This is a genomic window from Azospirillum sp. OGB3 (assembly GCF_014192915.1).
In the GTDB taxonomy this organism is placed as follows: Bacteria; Pseudomonadota; Alphaproteobacteria; order Azospirillales; family Azospirillaceae; genus Azospirillum.
Map to the genome: position 1 here is coordinate 173,344 of NZ_JACHYN010000001.1, position 17,711 is coordinate 191,054.

Annotated in this window: 18 protein-coding genes and 1 pseudogene; 7 read left to right on the top strand and 12 right to left on the bottom strand. The window is 69.9% G+C overall.

Translation table 11 applies throughout. The annotated features are described in order from the left end of the window. Positions 1 to 61 precede the first annotated feature (61 nt). The 3 genes and pseudogenes from FHW79_RS00850 to leuC all read right to left on the bottom strand — a co-directional run bounded on the left by FHW79_RS00850 (position 62) and on the right by leuC (position 2,237). Positions 62 to 541 carry a WYL domain-containing protein gene (locus FHW79_RS00850; RefSeq protein WP_247884104.1) on the bottom strand — a complete coding sequence of 160 codons (480 nt, stop codon included), beginning with the start codon at positions 539 to 541 and terminating at the stop codon, positions 62 to 64. Positions 542 to 586: 45 nt separating this feature from the next. Continuing rightward, a pseudogene (locus FHW79_RS33180) lies at positions 587 to 751 on the bottom strand (HTH domain-containing protein); the annotation flags it as partial. An 82-nt stretch (positions 752 to 833) separates the two neighbouring features. Next, complete coding sequence (gene leuC, locus FHW79_RS00855) at positions 834 to 2,237, bottom strand: 3-isopropylmalate dehydratase large subunit (protein ID WP_183177251.1); 1,404 nt, start codon at positions 2,235 to 2,237, stop codon at positions 834 to 836. Positions 2,238 to 2,485: 248 nt separating this feature from the next. Between leuC and FHW79_RS00860 the strand changes: the two genes are divergently transcribed. Beyond that, positions 2,486 to 2,683 (top strand): hypothetical protein, encoded by a 198-nt coding sequence (locus FHW79_RS00860; protein WP_183177252.1) that lies wholly within the window; start codon positions 2,486 to 2,488, stop codon positions 2,681 to 2,683. 111 nt (positions 2,684 to 2,794) lie between these two features. After that, entirely contained in the window at positions 2,795 to 3,709 is a 915-nt protein-coding gene (locus FHW79_RS00865; RefSeq protein ID WP_211108043.1) for a DMT family transporter, read from the top strand. 192 nt (positions 3,710 to 3,901) lie between these two features. Here FHW79_RS00865 and rplS read toward each other — a convergent pair whose 3' ends face one another. The 5 genes from rplS to ffh all read right to left on the bottom strand — a co-directional run bounded on the left by rplS (position 3,902) and on the right by ffh (position 7,703). After that, on the bottom strand, positions 3,902 to 4,297 hold the full coding sequence (rplS, locus tag FHW79_RS00870; protein WP_149164181.1) for a 50S ribosomal protein L19: 396 nt from the start codon (positions 4,295 to 4,297) through the stop codon (positions 3,902 to 3,904). A 40-nt stretch (positions 4,298 to 4,337) separates the two neighbouring features. Next, positions 4,338 to 5,138, bottom strand: coding sequence for a tRNA (guanosine(37)-N1)-methyltransferase TrmD (trmD, locus tag FHW79_RS00875; RefSeq protein WP_119509113.1), 801 nt, complete (start codon positions 5,136 to 5,138; stop codon positions 4,338 to 4,340). Further along, the gene (gene rimM, locus FHW79_RS00880; RefSeq protein WP_183177254.1) at positions 5,135 to 5,731 is read right to left on the bottom strand and encodes a ribosome maturation factor RimM; all 597 of its coding nucleotides are present in this window, start codon (positions 5,729 to 5,731) and stop codon (positions 5,135 to 5,137) included. The genes trmD and rimM overlap by 4 nt, the downstream gene beginning before the upstream one ends. Positions 5,732 to 5,899: 168 nt before the next feature. Then, the gene (gene rpsP / locus FHW79_RS00885) at positions 5,900 to 6,253 is read right to left on the bottom strand and encodes a 30S ribosomal protein S16 (protein WP_014239325.1); all 354 of its coding nucleotides are present in this window, start codon (positions 6,251 to 6,253) and stop codon (positions 5,900 to 5,902) included. 82 nt (positions 6,254 to 6,335) lie between these two features. Further along, on the bottom strand, positions 6,336 to 7,703 hold the full coding sequence (gene ffh / locus FHW79_RS00890; RefSeq protein ID WP_183177255.1) for a signal recognition particle protein: 1,368 nt from the start codon (positions 7,701 to 7,703) through the stop codon (positions 6,336 to 6,338). Positions 7,704 to 8,097: 394 nt separating this feature from the next. Here ffh and FHW79_RS00895 point away from each other — a divergent pair, with 394 nt between their 5' ends. Continuing rightward, the gene (locus FHW79_RS00895; protein WP_183177256.1) at positions 8,098 to 9,462 is read left to right on the top strand and encodes a pentapeptide repeat-containing protein; all 1,365 of its coding nucleotides are present in this window, start codon (positions 8,098 to 8,100) and stop codon (positions 9,460 to 9,462) included. 13 nt (positions 9,463 to 9,475) lie between these two features. Here FHW79_RS00895 and FHW79_RS00900 read toward each other — a convergent pair whose 3' ends face one another. The 4 genes from FHW79_RS00900 to FHW79_RS00915 form a co-directional block, all read right to left on the bottom strand. Then, on the bottom strand, positions 9,476 to 10,171 hold the full coding sequence (locus tag FHW79_RS00900; protein ID WP_183177257.1) for a hypothetical protein: 696 nt from the start codon (positions 10,169 to 10,171) through the stop codon (positions 9,476 to 9,478). A gap of 145 nt (positions 10,172 to 10,316) precedes the next feature. Beyond that, positions 10,317 to 10,943 carry a hypothetical protein gene (locus tag FHW79_RS00905; RefSeq protein WP_183177258.1) on the bottom strand — a complete coding sequence of 209 codons (627 nt, stop codon included), beginning with the start codon at positions 10,941 to 10,943 and terminating at the stop codon, positions 10,317 to 10,319. 26 nt (positions 10,944 to 10,969) lie between these two features. Next, positions 10,970 to 12,313 carry a DUF2336 domain-containing protein gene (locus FHW79_RS00910; RefSeq protein ID WP_183177259.1) on the bottom strand — a complete coding sequence of 448 codons (1,344 nt, stop codon included), beginning with the start codon at positions 12,311 to 12,313 and terminating at the stop codon, positions 10,970 to 10,972. Further along, positions 12,310 to 14,004, bottom strand: a complete 1,695-nt coding sequence (locus FHW79_RS00915; protein ID WP_348984010.1) for a diguanylate cyclase — start codon at positions 14,002 to 14,004, stop codon at positions 12,310 to 12,312. Before FHW79_RS00915 ends, FHW79_RS00910 begins: the two co-directional genes overlap by 4 nt. Before the next feature lie 191 nt (positions 14,005 to 14,195). Here FHW79_RS00915 and FHW79_RS00920 point away from each other — a divergent pair, with 191 nt between their 5' ends. The 4 genes from FHW79_RS00920 to FHW79_RS00935 all read left to right on the top strand — a co-directional run bounded on the left by FHW79_RS00920 (position 14,196) and on the right by FHW79_RS00935 (position 17,673). Next, the gene (locus FHW79_RS00920) at positions 14,196 to 14,870 is read left to right on the top strand and encodes a pyrimidine 5'-nucleotidase (protein WP_247884105.1); all 675 of its coding nucleotides are present in this window, start codon (positions 14,196 to 14,198) and stop codon (positions 14,868 to 14,870) included. Positions 14,871 to 15,015: 145 nt separating this feature from the next. After that, positions 15,016 to 15,858: a 2,3,4,5-tetrahydropyridine-2,6-dicarboxylate N-succinyltransferase gene (dapD, locus tag FHW79_RS00925; protein WP_109070749.1), complete on the top strand. Its 843-nt coding sequence runs from the start codon at positions 15,016 to 15,018 to the stop codon at positions 15,856 to 15,858. Positions 15,859 to 15,877: 19 nt separating this feature from the next. After that, on the top strand, positions 15,878 to 17,056 hold the full coding sequence (dapE, locus tag FHW79_RS00930) for a succinyl-diaminopimelate desuccinylase (RefSeq protein ID WP_183177261.1): 1,179 nt from the start codon (positions 15,878 to 15,880) through the stop codon (positions 17,054 to 17,056). Between the two features lie 47 nt (positions 17,057 to 17,103). Next, positions 17,104 to 17,673, top strand: coding sequence for a hypothetical protein (locus FHW79_RS00935; RefSeq protein ID WP_174440394.1), 570 nt, complete (start codon positions 17,104 to 17,106; stop codon positions 17,671 to 17,673). The last annotated feature ends 38 nt before the right edge of the window (positions 17,674 to 17,711 follow it).

Sequence of the window (17,711 nt, forward strand, 5' to 3'; positions counted from 1 at the left end):
GTGAAGACCAAGCTAGGGCACCACACTGACAGTTTCTGTCAGCAGTCGTGCGCGGACGCGCTCACCGGACCGGGATGCCCTCGGCCTCGCGCCACTCCTTGAGCAGCGCCTGCCGCCGCCGCGGGTAGCGGGCCTCCAATGCCATTACGGAGACGATGCGATCGGCGCGGAAATGGCGGATCGCCCCGCGCAACTCGCACCACGCGACCATGACGCGCAGCCGGTCGAAGAAGCCGAGCGCGAAGGGCCAGACGACGCGCTCGCTGGCGGCCCCGTCGCGGTCGCGGTAGGCGATGGACAGCTTGCGCTCGCCGCGGATGGCCCGCCGGACCACGGCGAGGTCGACGCCGTCCCCGACGATCGGCTCCCCCGGCCCGACGAGCAGCGCGGAGGCGTCCATGCGGTCGCGGAGGTCCGGCGGCAGCACCGCGGCGATCTTGGCGAGCGCGTTCTGCGCCGCCGCCCCCAGCGCGCCGTCCGCCCGGTTGGCCACCCAGCGGATGCCGAGGGCGAGCGCCTCGATCTCCTCCTCCGCGAACATCAGCGGCGGCAGCAGGAAACCGGGCTGGAGGAGATAGCCGACGCCCGGCTCGCCGTCGATGCGGGCGCCCTGGGCCTGGAGGGTGGCGATGTCGCGGTAGATCGTGCGCAGGCTGACGCCGAGTTCGTCGGCGAGGACATGCCCGCTGACCGGCCGGCGGTGGCGCCGCAGGCACTGGATCAGGTCGATGAGGCGTTCGGCGCGCGACAGCGGAGGATGCCCCTAAAAACGACGAAGCGGGGACGGCTGGAAAGCCATCCCCGCTCCGGGTTTCACAGCGGACCGTGAGAGCTTACAGGCTGCGCACGTCGGTCAGGTGCCCGGTCACCGCCGCCGCCGCGGCCATGGCCGGGCTGAGCAAGTGGGTGCGCCCGCCGCGGCCCTGGCGGCCCTCGAAGTTGCGGTTGGAGGTCGAGGCGCTGCGCTCGCCCGGCGACAGGCGGTCGGCGTTCATGGCGAGGCACATGGAACAGCCCGGCTCACGCCACTCGAAACCGGCCTCGGTGAAGATCTTGTCCAGACCCTCTTCCTCCGCCTGCTCCTTGACGAGGCCCGAGCCCGGAACGACCAGGGCGCGCACGCCCTCGGCGACCTTGCGGCCCTGGGCGATCACCGCGGCGGCGCGCAGATCCTCGATGCGGCCGTTGGTGCAGGAGCCGATGAAGACGGTGTCCACCTTCACGTCGGTCAGCTTCTGGCCGGGCTCCAGGCCCATGTAGGCCAGCGAGCGCTCGACGGCGGCGCGCTTGCCGGCGTCGGCCACGTCGGCCGGGTTCGGCACGGTCGCGGTGATCGGCAGCACGTCCTCCGGGCTGGTGCCCCAGGTGACCTGCGGGATGATGTCGGCGGCGTTCAGGACGACGGTGGTGTCGTAGACCGCGCCCTCGTCCGACGGCAGCGTCTTCCAGTACTCCACCGCCTGCTCCCAGGCGCCGGCCTTCGGGGCCAGGGCGCGGCCCTTCACATACTCGAAGGTCTTCTCGTCCGGGGCGATCAGGCCGGCGCGGGCGCCGCCCTCGATGGCCATGTTGCAGACGGTCATGCGGCCTTCCATCGACAGGCCGCGGATGGCGTCGCCGGCGAACTCGATGACGTGGCCGGTGCCGCCGGCGGTGCCGATCCGGCCGATGATCGCCAGCACGATGTCCTTGGCGGTCACGCCGGCCGGCAGCTCGCCGTCGACGCGGACCAGCATGTTCTTGGCCGGCTTCTGCAGCAGGGTCTGGGTGGCCAGCACATGCTCCACCTCCGACGTGCCGATGCCGAAGGCGAGCGCGCCGAAGGCGCCGTGGGTGGCCGTGTGGCTGTCGCCGCAGACGATGGTGGCGCCGGGCAGCGTGAAGCCCTGCTCCGGACCGACGATGTGCACGATGCCCTGGCGGACGTCGTCCATCGGGAAGTAGCGGACGCCGAAGTCGCGCGCGTTCTTGTCCAGCGTCTCGACCTGGATGCGGCTTTCCTCCTCGACGATGCCCTTGGAGCGGTCGGTGGTCGGCACGTTGTGGTCGGGAACGGCGAGGGTCGCTTCCGGACGGCGCACCGGACGGCCGGCAAGCCGCAGCCCCTCGAACGCCTGCGGGCTGGTCACTTCATGGACCAGATGGCGGTCGATGTAGAGGATGCAGGTGCCGTCGTCCTGACGGTGGACGACGTGGCTGTCCCAAATCTTGTCGAACAGGGTGCGCGGCTTGGACATAGCAACTCTCTCTCGCGGCAATTCTCTCTCGCAAACCACAGACCGGACGAACGAAGCGTGCGGTAAGAGGGCCGCACAATAGCCGTCTCTTTCAACCAGGACAAGGCCGAGCCTGTGGAAAACACCCGGCATCCCGCACCGAAAAATCGCCGCTCCCCCGCCGCGCCCATCGGCTGGCGGGGAAGGCGCTCCTTATGGTAGCGTCCGCACACCGATCTCCATTGCCCCATTCGATGAAGGGTCATCCCGTGACGGACCCCACTGTCCGCTGTGAACGCTGCGAACGGCCTTATCCCGCCGAGCTTCCCGGCTGCCCGAACTGCCGGCGCATCCGCCAGACCAACATCGCCATCGCCACCACCATGATCCTTCTGGTGCTGTTCGCCATCGGCGGCTGGTTCGGCATCCAGGTCCTCACCGGCTTTTCCACCGGCGGCGCGCCGTAACGCCGGCCCCCTCGCGGGGCTGCCGCACCGGGAACGCAGACCTCCCACCCCCACCCGCGCCGTAGGATGCGGCAAAATTCAGGGTTGGGAGGACTCATGGCGGATCAGGCCATGCCACGCGCCGCGGCCGGCCAGGGACCCGTGGGCGGTCCGGGCACCGTGGTCTACGCGCAGCTTGCGGGAATCGTTCTGTTCTGGGGCGCCAACTGGCCCCTGATGAAGCTGGCCCTGTCCGACATCGGGCCGCTGACCTTCTGCTTTCTCCGGTTCGCCGGGGCGGCGGCGGTGCTGGCCCTGCTGTCGCGGGTGCTGCGCTTCCCCCTGTTGCCGCCGCCGGGGGAGCGCTGGCCGCTGGCCCTGGTCGGGCTGCTCCAGATCGCCGGCATGCTGGACCTCAGTTCCATCGCGCTGCGGGTCGTGCCGCCGGGGCGGGCCGCGGTGCTCGCCTACACCATGCAAATGTGGGCGCTGCCGCTGGGCGTGCTGCTGGCCGGGGAGCGCTTCACGCGCGGGCGGGTGATCGGGGCGCTGCTGACCTTCGCCGGCGTCCTCGTCTTCTTCAACCCGGCGCTGCTGGACTGGAGCGACCCGGCGGTGCTGCTCGGCAACGGGCTGCTGCTCACCTGCGCGCTGAGCTGGGCGCTCGGCGCCACCCTCTACCGCCGACGCCGCGGCGGCTGGCGCACGCCCTTCTGGACCCAAACCTTCTGGCAGATCGCCGTCAGCGCCATGGCGACCGCGCCGCTGGCCCTGGCGGCGGAGCACGCCCGGCCGATCCACTGGACGCCCGCGCTGGGCACCGTCCTGGCCTTCAACTGGGTGATCGCGACGGGGCTGTGCTTCTGGTGGTGGGCAAAGTCGCTGACCGCCATGCCGGCGGCCCAGGCCGGGCAGATCATCTGCCTCGTCCCCGTCACCGCCCTGCTGCTGAGCGCGGTCTTCATGGGCGAGCCGCTGACCGTCGGCGTGATGATCGCGGTGGCGCTGATCGGTGCGGGAATCCTGACGACGATGCGGGCGCGGTAGGGGGGAGCGGTTGCGCCGGGCCCCCACCCAACCCTCCCCCGCTCCGCAGGGGAGGGCTTTTCTCCTCCCCCTGCGAAAGCGGGGGAGGTCGGGAGGGGGGCACCACCGCAACGACTTCCCCAACGCCAAACACCCGCCCGGATCGCTCCGGGCGGGTGCTGGTTCAGGCGTACCGAACGAAAGGGCGCCGGATTACTCCGCGGCGGCCTTCGTGGTGTTCATGCCGCGGCCGGTCGTGCGCTCGGCGATACGGGCCGACTTGCCGCGACGGTCGCGCAGATAGTACAGCTTGGCGCGGCGGACGGCGCCCTTGCGGACCAGCTCGATCGACTCCAGGCGCGGGGAGTAGAGCGGGAACACGCGCTCCACACCCTCGCCGTAGCTGATCTTGCGGACGGTGAAGGACGAATTCACGCCGGCGTTCCGGCGGGCGATCACGACGCCCTCGTAAGCCTGGACACGCTCGCGCGTGCCCTCGACCACCTTCACGTTCACGCGGACGGTGTCGCCCGGCGAGAACACAGGAATGGTCTTGCCGCCGAGGGCCTTCTCGATCTGCTCCTGCTCGAGCTGCTGCAACAGGTTCATGACACTACCCCTTTCCATCGGTGCGCCTCGCGGCGGACCGTCACTCTGGTTTCGGGCCGCGCCGGCGACCCCGTTTTCCAATCTGACCCTCGGCCTTCCTGCCCGCCTCGTAGCGGTCCCACAGGTCCGGTCGCCGGGCCTGGGTGATCCGCTCCGCCTCGGCGAGCCGCCAGGCGCGAACCTTCTCGTGGTGGCCGGACAACAGGATGTCCGGAACCGACCGTTCCACACCCTGCCCGTCGGTCCAGACCGCGGGCCGGGTGTAGTGGGGGTATTCGAGCAACCCCCGTTCGAAACTTTCCTCGCCCGCCGTCTCCACATTGCCCATGACACCGGGGAGCAAGCGCACCACGGCGTCGATCAGGCACAGGGCGGCGGTCTCGCCGCCGGACAGCACGAAATCCCCGAGGCTGACCTCCTCAAGGCCGTGCGCGTCCAGCACCCGCTCATCCACCCCTTCGTACCGGCCGCAGAGCAGGGTGACCACCGGGGTGGCCGCCAACTCCTTGACCAGCTCCTGGTCGAGCACCCGTCCGCGAGGCGACAGGTAGATCGCCCGTCCGCGTCCAGGAGTGCCCGGAGGACCCGCCGTCGCGGTCAGAGCCGCGTCCAGCACGTCGGGCCGCATGACCATGCCGGCCCCTCCGCCGAAGGGGGTGTCGTCGACGGAGCGGTGTTTATCGCGCGCGAACGAGCGAATGTCCACTGATTCCAACGCCCAGACTCCATTTTCCAGCGCCTTTCCCGCGAGGCTGAGCCCCAGCGGACCCGGAAACATCTCCGGGAACAGCGTCAGAACCTTGGCCGTCCAGACAAGAGAACCGGAAGCGCCGTGATTCACGGGCGGGTTCCCTTGTTTTCAACGTCGTCTTCAGCGACATCCGCGCCCTCCGGCGCGCCCTCTCCGTACTTTTCCGCCTCGCCGTCGCGCGCTTCGATGACCGCGGGAAGATCGACCACGACGCGGCCTCCCTTCACATCGACCACCGGAACGCAGGCGCGGGTGAAGGGCAGCATCTCCAGCGGCCCCGATTCCGTGCGGATCTCCAGCACGTCACCGGCTCCGAAGTCATACAGCGCCTTCACCGTGCCCCAGACGGTGCCGTCGGCGAGTTCCGCACGCAGCCCGATCAGGTCGGCGTGGTAGAACTCGTCCTCGTCCTCCGTCTCGGGCAGGGCGGAACGGTCCACATAGAGCCGGACACCGGTCAGCTCCTGCGCCTGTTCGCGCGTGGCGATGCCATCGACGCGGACCAGGAACAGATCCTTCATGGTGCCCTGAAGCGTCAGCGCGAAGCGCCGGGCGCCCCGCTCGTCCGAGAGGGGGCCGTAGGACGCCACGGCTCCCGGGTCCTCCGTGAAGCTTTTGACCTTCACGAGACCGCGGACGCCGTGCGCCCCGGCGAACTGGCCGACGCAGACTTTTGTGGACATGGCTTGAGCGTGTGCGTTGCGGGGCGTTCTGCCCCCATCCCATCCTTCCCCCGCCGGGCGGGGGAAGGAGCTCTATCCCCTCCCCCGCTCAGCTTTCGTGCAAACCAAAGGTTTGCACGAAAGCTGAGCGGGGGAGGGTCAGGGTGGGGGCAAATCCGCCGATCCTTATCAGCCCTCGGCGGCGGCCTTGGCGGCGGCCTCGGCCTTCAGACGCTCCTGCGCCTTGGCCTTCGGGGCGGACTTCTTCGGGGTCTCGCGGATTTCCGGCTTGGCGATCAGGCCGGCGTTCGCCAGGAACAGGGCGACGCGGTCCGTCGGCTGGCCGCCGACCGACAGCCAATGCTTGGCGCGCTCGGCGTCCAGGACGATGCGCTGCTCGTGCTCGCGCGGCAGCATCGGGTTGTAGGTGCCGATCTTCTCGATGAAGCGGCCGTCACGCGGGCTGCGGGCGTCGGCGACGACGATCGAGTAGAACGGGCGCTTCTTGGCGCCGCCACGGGCCAGACGGATCTTCAGGGACATGGGACAGTCGCTTCCTTGGTGTAGTCGCTTGGTGTGCGGTTGACGATAATCGCGCTCGTCGCGCGGTTGCTTTCGCCGGGGATCAGTTCGGCCCCCGGAAATTCTTCGGCAGGAGGCTCTGCAGCCCGTGGCGCATCAGCCCCTTCTGCCCCAGCTTCTGCACCTGCTTCATCATGCCGCGCATGGTGTCGTACTGCTTGAGCAGCTTGTTCACCTCCTGCACGCTGGTGCCGGAGCCGGCGGCGATGCGCTTGCGGCGCGACGCCTTGATGAGCTCGGGGTGCTTGCGCTCCTTCTTCGTCATCGAGGAGATGATCGCCTCCTGGCGCTTGATCACCCCGTCGTCGATGTTCGCGTCCTTGAGCTGATTCTTGATCTTGCCGATGCCCGGCAGCATGCCCATCAGGCCGGACATGCCGCCCATCTTGCGCAGCTGCTTGAGCTGGGAGGCCATGTCGTCGAGGTCGAAGCCCTGGCCCTTCTCCATCTTGCGGGCGAGCTTCTCGGCCTCTTCCTTGTCGATGGTCTCGGCCGCCTTTTCCACCAGCGACACCACGTCGCCCATGCCGAGGATGCGGCCGGCGATGCGGTCGGGGTGGAAGGCCTCCAGGGCGTCGATCTTCTCGCCCATGCCCAGCAGCTTGATCGGCTTGCCGGTGATCTGGCGCATCGACAGGGCGGCACCGCCGCGGGCGTCGCCGTCCACGCGGGTCAGCAGGATGCCGGTGATGCCGACCTTGTCGTTGAAGTTGGTGGCGACCGTCACCGCGTCCTGGCCGGTCATGGCGTCGGCGACCAGCAGCGTCTCCGCCGGCCTGGTCGCGTCGCGCACGGCCGCGACCTCGGCCATCAACTCCTCGTCGATGGACAGGCGGCCGGCGGTGTCGAGCATGACCACGTCGTAGCCTTCGCGCCGGCCGGTCTCGATGGCGCGCCGCGCGATGGCGACGGGGTCCTGGCCGGGGACGATGGGCAGCGTGGCGACGCCGGTCTGCTCACCCAGGACCTTCAGCTGCTCCTGGGCCGCCGGGCGGCGCACGTCCAGCGAGGCCATCAGGACCTTCTTGCGGTCCCGGTTCTTCAGGCGCAGCGCGATCTTGGCGGTGCTGGTGGTCTTGCCCGAGCCCTGGAGGCCGACCATCAGGATCGGCACGGGGGCGGCGGCGTTGAGGTTGATCTCCTCGCCCTGCCCCAGCATCTCCACGAGGTTGTCGTGGACGATCTTGATGACCTGCTGGCCGGGGGTGATCGAGCGCAGGACCTCCTGGCCGATCGCGCGTTCCTTGACCTGGTTGACGAACTGCTTGACCACCGGCAGGGCGACGTCGGCCTCCAGCAGCGCCACGCGCACCTCGCGCAGCGCGGCGTTGACGTCCTCCTCGCTCAGCGCGCCGCGGCGGCGCAGCTTGTCGAAGATGTCGCCCAGGCGTCCGGTCAGGCCATCGAACATGGGTCAGCGGTCCTCAGTTTCGGTCTCCATCCGCTCGAACGCGATCGGCTCAAGCACAAACGAGCCAGTGCGCGAAACTCGCGGACTGGCGGAGGTCCCCGGCGCACAGGCCAATGGTACCCGGTCGATGGCTCGACGGATGCAGGTCGGCGGACCATACGCATCGCGAGGGGCGGAGTCAACAACCCAACGACCACGCCCCGCTGGACCCTCTTGCGCAACGCCCCGCGAAGGGCCACTATTTCCTTACACAACCAAGGGCTTTGCGGCCCGGGAACAGCGCCCGCGATAGAACGCATTCGAGGCGTACTTGAATAAAGCGTTACCGATTGTTAACTTTTTCTTCGCGGCTCCCCTTTAGACTGTGCCGCGACTCCAACCCGGGATTTCCCTGATGCCCCCCGCGCAAGGCTTCGGAACGAACACGCCGCGCACCAAGCTGACGCAGAGTCAGCTGAACACAATCCTGCTCCGCCATCAGGCTTTCCGGAAAAGCCAGCCCGGCGGTGTGCGCGCCAATCTGAAGATGCGCGACCTGTCGCATCTGGACCTGTCCGGCATCGACCTGTCCGACGCCGACCTGTCGGGGGCGAAGCTGTTCAGCGCACGGCTGACCCGGGCCAACCTGACCAACGCGAACCTCTACGCCGCCGACCTGCGGCTGGCCAACCTGGAGAAGGCCGACCTGCGCCGCGCCGACCTGCGCGGCGCCTGCCTGCGCGGCGCCGTGCTGTCGGAAGCCATGCTGGTGGAGGTGGACCTGCGCGACGGCACGCTGCTGCATTACACGCCGTCGGGCGAGATGATGGCGCACAATTTCGAGGATTCCGTCCTTACGTCGGAGCTGACAGCGGCGGTCATCCGCGGCGCCGACCTGTCGCGGGCCAAGGTGGCCAACGCCTTCGTCATGCAGACCGACCTGACCGACGCGATCCTGCGCGGCACCAAGTTCATGCGCGCGAACTTGACGAACTCCAACCTGACGGGCTGCGACCTGACCGACGCCGACCTGTCGGAGGCCAACCTGTCCGGCGCCCGGCTGTCCGGCGCGGTGATGACCAACTGCGCCATCGGGCGCGCCAACTTCACCAACGCCAACCTGATCGGCGCCATTCTGGACGCGGCCCAGCTCCGCTCGCCCAACCTGTCCGCCGCGGTGATGGCGAAGGTTCTGGAGAATCCGGACGATGACCTGCGCAACATCCTGACCCTGCACCTCTCCTGGATCGACAGCGGCGGCAAGGACGGCAAGCGCGCCGACCTCTCGTCGCTCGACCTGTCGGGGCGCAACCTCGACGGCATCAACCTGTCGGCCGGCATCCTGCAATGCATCACGCTGCGCGGGGCATCCATGATGGGCACTTCGCTGGCCATCGCCGACCTGTCGCTGTCGGACCTGCGCAAGGTGAACTTCACCAAGGCGGACCTGCGCGGCGTCAATTTCGAACGGGCGACCCTGACCGGCGCGAACCTGACCGAGGCGCAGCTCGGCCCCGTGCACATCCAGGGATCGAGCAGCCACGTCTGGCGGGCCAACCTGCAGCGCGCCCGCATGGGCATGGCCGTGCTGAAGGACGCCGACCTGCGCAAGGTGAACCTGTCCGGCGCCAACCTCGCCGGGGCGGACCTGCGCGGCGCCAACCTGAGCGAGGCCGACCTGACCGGCACCGACCTGACCGGCGCGGACCTCGACGGGACGGTTCTGGACGGCACCAGCCTGACCGACGCCATCGGGATCGAGGAGATGACCGGGACCTGATCCGTTCGCGGATTCAGGGCCGCCGTTGCGTCCAGGGGCCGGAGCGGTAGGCCGTGCGGACGTGGTTGATCAGCAGGTTGCGCGCGTCGATCAGCTGGGCCATGCGGTCGCGGCAGGCGACCACCCCGGTGTCCGGGTGATAGACCGGGGCCAGCTCGCGGAAGCGCTTCACCACCCGGTCCTCGTCGAAGCACCACTCGTTGACGAAGCCGAACATCTGGGCGGCGTCGCGCACCTGCGTCAGCTTGCCGTCCAGCGGGCGGAAGGACACCCGCTCCAGCGCGTGGGCCAGCGCCTTGTTGCGGTAGGTCAGGGTTTCCACCGCCCCTTCCAGCCGCCCGGCCTCCTCGGCGGGCATCAGCCGGCAGCCGGGGTCGGCCAGCGCCAGCGCCGCCGCCAGAGCCCGGCGGATCGCCGCGTCGCCATGGCCGGGCGGCAACCGCAGGTCCAGCACCGTCCGCTCCGCGTCATCGTCCGGGGCGCCGGGGTCGGGCGTCCGCTCGGGCACCAGCAGCAGCGCCGCGGCGGTGAGCGCGGACAGGTCGGTGCCGCGCCGGGCGGCCAGACGGACCGCCGCCGCTGCGAAAGCGGGGGCGCAGGGAACCCGGTAGGGGATGGCGGGCGGAGCGCCGATGCTCCGGACCGACGGGAAGAACCCGGCGTCCGCTTCGGTCAGCGCGGCGAAGGGATAGCCATCCGGAGCGGTCATGAGGGGCACCAACGCGTCGTGCGTGTGGCGCGACTCTAACGCAATCTCCGGATTCCGCGCAACGGCCCACCCCGTCGCAGGAGATGTAACACGAAGCCGGCGCTCCCCCGCCCGTCGGCGGTCATCCGGCCGCTCACCCGGCGGGTCAGCGGTGCATCATCGCGGGCTTGGCCGGCAGCTTCTGCAGCATGTCCTCGATGTAGGCCTCGTCGCTCTTGCCCGACATGGCGGCGAAGCCCTTCAGCATCTGGCTGCCGAAACTGAAGACACCGGTCAGGTCGATCTTCCAGGCCCCGCCCTCGCGCACGAAGTCGGCGGGCACCAGCGCCGGACGGTTGTCGACCATCAGGATCGCCGAGGCGCGGTCGCCGCGCACCCGCACCGGGCCGAGCCCGCTGCTGCCGATGACGTTGGGGCCGAGCCAGCCGTTCTTCATGCCGTGATCGGCCAGTTCGCCCAGCGACATGCGGCGCAGATCCGCCGGGGTGACGTAGCGGCGCAGCCCCATGGCGGCGAACTTCTCCGCCGGCTCCAGCTTGGCGAGACCGGCGTCGTTGCCGCTGCGGGCGACGCCGCGCACCTGCTCCAGCTTGTCGACCGACGCGCGGGACAGCAGCGGAACCACCGCCGCGCCGCGCTTCTGCGCCAGGGCGGAGCGGGCGCTTTCGAAGACCGCCGTGACCTCCCGCTCCTCCGGGGAAGCGGGCGGCGGGGCGGCAACAGCGGGAAGGGAAAGACCGAGGAACAACAGCAGCAGGGCCAGGGCGCGCATGAACGGGTCCGTGTGGTGGCGCGGCGTCAGGCTTTCTCCTCGACTCCGAAGAAGGCGAGCTGCCAACGCATCTCGTCGTCGGACATCGGGTAAAGGACGCCTTCCTTTGCCATAAGCGCGGTTTTTGGCGGAATCTGGGCGATGCGCAATTGCACCTGCCGGGCGAAGCGCATCGACAGGCCGCAGCGCCACACCAGGGAGGTGACGGCGCGCGGGGCGTGGGTGCCGATGATGCGGTCGATGATCGGCATCGGAAGCTGCGCCAGCTCGCCCAGCCCGGCCAGGACGAAGGCGCGGTCGCCCTCCGCCAGCGCGCCTTCCAGCAGCTTCTCCGTCAGCTTGCCTTCCTTGTTCAGCCGGGCCGCCTTGTCGGAGGGGCGTTCGGCCGCCTTGTCCTTGTCGCCCGGCAGATGGCCAAGCTCCTCCTCCCCGAAATCGACGAGGCCGCGGGCCGCACCGGCTCCACCGCCGCCGTTGCCACCCGCCCCGCGGTTGACGCGCGCCCGCACGCCCTCGGCCAGGGCGCGGGCGGCGGCGGGGTCGAGGTCGGTGCGCTCCCGCAGGACCTTCAGCAGGTTGTCGGCGACGAAGCTCGCCAGACGCGCCACGGCGCGGGCCGGCAGGCGCGGCCGGCGCACCAGCGGGGCGTGCCAGGGCTCGTGCTGCGGTGCCTGGTCGAGGATGCGGTCCAGCGTCTCCTCGCGGATCTGCGCCGAGGGGTTGGCGAGCAGGGCGGTCATCGCCGCCTCGTCGTCGGCCCGCGCGATGGCGTCGGCGACGGAGGCCGAGATCTGCTTGCGCCCGGCGATCGCCGACAGGGCGCCGGCCACCGGACCGCGCATGATGATGTCGGCCAGATCCTCGTCGGTCAGGATCGGCGAGAATTGCAGGACCGGGGCGCAGACCGACAGCTCCACGTCGCGGGCCAGCGTGTTGATGACGCCGTGCGGCGCGCCGGGCAATTCCTTCAGCGCCTCGGCCAGAATGCCGCGCACCTCCGTCGCCTGGTCGCGGGCCAGCGCCTCCAGGCACTCCAGCGTCAGCCGCTCGATCTGCGACGCCTGGTCGGCGGACAGGTCGGGCAGCAGCCGGGCGACCTTCTGGGCCAGGGCGCCGCGCACCGCGACCTCCCGGTCCTTGGCCAGCATCAGGTCGGCCTGCCGCGGCGTGCCGGCGTTGGTGGCGATCGCCTCCCGGACCTCCGCCGCGGTGTCGGCGGCCAGGAAATAGAGCAGCTCCGGCCGGGTCTCGGGCGACGCGGCGACGCGGCGACGCACCGCCGGGTCGGCGCTGCGCGCCATCTGCTTGGCCGCCTCGTAATCGGCGGGGTCGAGAAGCTGGGGGTCGGCGTGGTCGCCGCGGGTGGTCATAGGGACGTCTCCGCCGCCATGACGGCGTCCGTGGGCAGCGGGGCGACGGCGTAATGGCCCTTTCCGCGCTTCTTGGCGTCGTACATCGCCGAGTCGGCGCGGTCGGTCAGTTCCTGCAGGGTCTCGCGCCCCACCCGGTGGACGGCGATGCCGATGGACAGCCCCAGCGGCTTGTCCGGCCCGGCGGAGAGATGGCGCAGAGCCGCCATGCCGGCCAGCAGCCGCTCGGCCACCGCCACGGCCTGCGCCTCGTCGGTGCGGCCCAGCCACAGGACGAACTCGTCGCCGCCCAACCGCCCCGGCAGATCGCCGGGCCGGACGCCGTTGGTCAGCAACCCGCCGATGGCCATCAGCACGGCGTCGCCCTGCTGGTGGCCGTGCAGGTCGTTCACCGCCTTGAAGTTGTCGAGGTCCACATAGAGAAGCGCGGACGGCCCGGTGTCCGGGCGGCCGAGCACCTCCTCCAGCCGCTCGAAGAAGGTGCGGCGGTTGAACAGGCCGGTCAGCCCGTCGCGCTCCGACAGGCGGCGCAGCCGCTCCTGATAGGCCAGATGCGCGTGGGCGATGCCGATGTGGTCGGCCACGCCGGACAGCAGCATCCGGTCCTCCTCGTCCCAGGGATCGGAGTCGTCGCCGCGCCAGACCACCACCGCGCCGTTGACGGCCTGACGGTGTTCCGTCCGGGCGGCGAGCAGCCGGTTCGCCCCCAGGGTCAGCTCCCGCGCGTCCTCGCCGGCGGCGATTTCCTCCAGAACCGGCCGCGACAGGTCGGACAGCAGCTCCTCCGGGATCTCCGCGGCGAAATCGGCGGCCGGACGCAGGGCGCCGGTCTCCGTCGCGCGGTAGATGCGGCAGCCGTCGGCGCCCAGCGCGCGGGCGGTTTCCACCGCGGCGACGTGCAGCGCCTTCTGGGCATCGAGCTGGTCGCGCAGCGTGTGGACGATGTGGGCGAGCATCTTCTCGCGGTTGCGCACCCGCGCCAGTTCGGCCGAGCGCAGCACCTGCTCCGTCGTCTCGCGGCAGACGCCGCGCGCGCCCATCCACTCGCCCTGCGGGCCGAACAGCGGCACCGCCGACACGACGAAGCAGGCGGGCAGCTCATCAACCCGCTTCAGCCACAGCTCCGCCTGATCGACGGGGCGGCGGGTGTCGAACGGCAACGGCAGGTCGCCCCACTCGGTCACCGCCAGATCCTTGGGGTTGCGACCAATCAACGCATCGGGGGTGTAGCCCAGCGCTCCCTTGGGCGTGACGAAGACGAATCGCCCGTCGCTGCCCGTTTCCCAGGCAAAATCGCTCGAAACCTCGACGAGGTCCTTGTAGCGGCGGCGCGACTCGATCAGCGTCTGGCGGAGCTGCCGTTCCAGCGTGGCGTCGCGCCCCAGCAGAAGAATGTCCCCTCCGGGCAGCGGCGTGGCCGCCCATTCGACGATCATCACGCCGCGCGGCAGCTCCACCGGAAGGGAGCGAAGGCCCGGCGCGACGCTGCAGGTCGCCAGCCATCCCTGGATGTCCGCCAGCCAGCGCCCGCCGGCGGACAGCAGCTCGTCCGCGGCGGCGTTCGCCGCGGCAACCGCGTGAGCGGAATCCAGCCAGAGCGCCGGACCGGGGAAGGCGGCCAGGAGCGTGGGGGTCGGAAAGGCGCCGGGCGGGTTGACCGGCGGAACGTCGGATATGGGGTCTGCGGACACGGTGCGAACCTGAGACTGCGCGGCGCGGAGTATACCGGAAAAATGCGCATCCTTCCCGAATCTTTCTTCAGGCGGTCCAGATGGCTGCCATACGCAACCCATCATTGAACAGCCCCCCCGCCCCGGAGCGGAAACGGGCCATGCGGCGAAGCGGCTTGCGGGCGGACCGGCGAAGCCCCATTCTTCACCCCATGATGGCTTCCCTCCGCGACACCGGGGTCTGGATCTTCGACCTCGACAACACCCTCTATCCCGCCTCCTGCAACCTGTTCGCACAGGTGGACCGGCGCATCGGCGATTTCATCGCCGGGCATTTCGGCATCACCTACGAGGAGGCGCGCGTCATGCAGAAGCGCTTCTTCCGGGAACACGGGACGACGCTGCGCGGCCTGATGGTGGAGCATGACGTCGATCCGGTGCCCTTCCTGGACTACGTCCACGACATCGACGTCAGCCCGGTGGCGCCCTGCCCCAGCATGGCGGACGCGCTGAACCGGCTGCCGGGGCGCAAGATCATCTACACCAACGGCTCCGTCCGCCACGCCGAGAACGTGACGCGGCAGCTCGGCATCGACGGCTGCTTCGAGGCGACCTTCGGCATCGTCGAGGCCGGCTACGTGCCCAAGCCCGACCCGCGGCCCTACGACATCCTGGTGGACCATTACGGCATCGACCCCGCCCGCGCCTGCATGGTGGAGGACATCGCCCGCAACCTCGTCCCCGCCCACGCGCTCGGCATGACGACGGTGTGGGTGCGCAGCGAGGCCGACTGGTCGCGCCCCGACCAGGGCGGAGTCGGCACCGGCAGCCACATCGACCACACGGTGGACGACCTGCCGGCCTGGCTGGAGGAGGTCGCGGGCTGAGCGGCGGCCGCGAGCCCCCCAGACCCCCGCGAAGACCCCCGCGAGAACCCTTTAAGAACCCATTGAGAACAAGGCAACGTTGACAAGGCGGCGCGGCCCGGCCCATGTTCCGAACCCTCGAACAGACAGCCCAGCGAATGCCGCCATGAGCCACGCCAGCCTCGAATCCGCCGTCAACGCCGCGTGGGAAACCCGCGACACCCTGAACGTTTCGACCAAGGGCGCCGTCCGCGACGCCGTCGAGGAGGCCCTGTCCGGCCTCGACTCCGGCGACCTGCGCGTCGCGCAGAAGACGGACGCCGGCTGGGTCGTGAACCAGTGGCTGAAGAAGGCGGTCCTGCTGTCCTTCCGCCTGAACGCCAACGAGACGATCCCCGGCGCGCCGGGCGGCGCCTCCTGGTACGACAAGGTGCCGCCGAAGTTCGAAGGCTGGTCCGAGGCGCAGTTCCAGGCCGCCGGCTTCCGCGCCGTTCCGGGCGCGGTGGTCCGCCGCTCCGCCTACGTCGCGCCGAACGTCATCCTGATGCCCAGCTTCGTCAACGTCGGCGCCTATGTCGACAGCGGCACCATGGTGGACACCTGGGTCACCGTCGGCTCCTGCGCGCAGATCGGCCGGAACGTCCACCTGTCGGGCGGCGTCGGCATCGGCGGCGTGCTCGAGCCGCTCCAGGCCAACCCGGTCATCATCGAGGACGACTGCTTCGTCGGCGCCCGCTCCGAGGTGGTCGAGGGCGTGATCGTGGAGCGCGGCGCCGTGCTGTCCATGGGCGTCTTCATCAGCGCCTCCACCAAGATCATCGACCGCAACACCGGCGAGGTCTTCGTCGGCCGCGTCCCGGCCTATTCCGTCGTGGTGCCGGGCACCCTTCCGGGCAAGCCGCTGCCCGACGGCACGCCGGGTCCGGGCCTCTATTGCGCCGTGATCGTGAAGCGCGTGGACGAGCAGACCCGCGCCAAGACCTCCATCAACGACCTGCTGCGCGACTGACGCCGGGGAAGACGCCACGATGACCACCGCCGCCGCTCCCTCCTTCGACCCCTGCGATCCCGTCGCGGTGGCGCAGGCCCTGATCCGCTGCCCCAGCGTGACGCCCGAGGACGGCGGCGCTCTGGGCGTCCTGGAGGCGGCGCTGGCGCCGCTGGGCTTCGTCTGCCACCGCCTGCGGTTCGAGGAGGAGGGCACGGCGCCGGTGGACAACCTCTATGCCCGCCTGGGCACGGAGGGGCCGAACTTCTGCTTCGCCGGACACACCGACGTGGTGCCGCCCGGCGAGCTGAAGGGCTGGTCCATCGATCCCTTCGCCGCGGAGATCCACAACGGCCGCCTCTACGGCCGGGGTGCGGTGGACATGAAGGGGGCCATCGCCGCCTTCGTCGCCGCCGCGGCCCGCCACGTCAAGGCCGGCGGCGTTCCCAAGGGCTCGATCAGCCTGCTGATCACCGGGGACGAGGAAGGGGTCGCCATCAACGGCACCCGCAAGGTGCTGGACTGGCTACAGGCCAAAGGTGAAAAACTCGACGCCTGCGTGGTCGGGGAGCCGACCAACCCCAAGGCGCTGGGCGACATGATCAAGATCGGGCGGCGCGGCAGCATGACCGCCTTCCTGACCGTCCACGGCGCGCAGGGACACGTCGCCTACCCGCATCTGGCCGACAACCCGCTGCCCCGGCTGGCCCGCATGCTGGCCGCCATCACGGCGGAGCCGCTGGACGCCGGCACCCCGCATTTCCAGCCGTCGAACCTGGAGCTGACCACCATCGACGTGGGCAACCCGGCGCACAACGTCATCCCGGCGCAGGGCAAGGCGACGCTGAACATCCGCTTCAACGACCTGCACAGCGCCGACACGCTGCTGGCGTGGCTGCGCGAGCGGCTCGACGGGGTGGGCGGCTCCTACGAGCTGGACCATTTCGTGTCGGGCGACAGCTTCCTCACCCCGCCCGGCCCGCTGACCGAGCTGGTGGCGGACGCCGCGGAACGCGTCACCGGGCGCCGGCCCGAGTACTCGACGACCGGCGGCACGTCGGACGCCCGCTTCATCAAGAATTTCTGCCCGGTGGTCGAGTTCGGCCTCGTCGGGCAGACGATGCACAAGGTGGACGAGCACACCGCGCTGGACGACCTGACCCGCCTGACCGACATTTACGGCGAGGTTCTGCGGAACGTCTTCGACCGGATCGGTTGACGTAAGGCTTCCTCCGCCCGTTCCCACCACCCTCCGGTGACCGCAACATGCCGCTGACCGCCCGGGACGTCGCCTCCTCCGTCTTCGGCGCCTATCGTCTGGCCCGGTTCGACCCCACCGGATTGCAGCATCTGGACCGCACCCCCGAAGGGGCGTGGAAATCCTTCTACGCCGCGGTGATCGTCGCCCCGGCCTGGACGCTGCTGCTGGCGATCCGGCTGTGGGGCCAGGTGCCGGACACGCCGCTGTTCCAGCTCGTGGTGGTGGAGGCCATCGCCTACGTCATCAGCTGGACCGCCTTCCCCGTGGTCATGCACGGGGTGAGCGGGCTGCTGGACCGGCAGAACCGCTACGTCGATTTCCTGTGCGCCTACAACTGGTCGTCGGTCGTGCAGATGGGCATCTATCTGCCGGTGGTGATCCTGGCCGCCACGGGGATTCTGCCCGGCCCGATCTCCGAAGGGCTGGTGTTCGGCATCATGCTGGCGATGCTGACCTACCAGTGGTTCGTCATGCGCACGGCGCTGGACATCTCCGGCGTCGCGGCGGCGGTCCTGGTGCTGCTCGACCTGTTCCTGTCGGCGCTCATCACCGATTTCGCCGACGGGCTGCTGTAGGAACCTTTTGCCCCCACCCCGGCCCTCCCCCGCTTCGC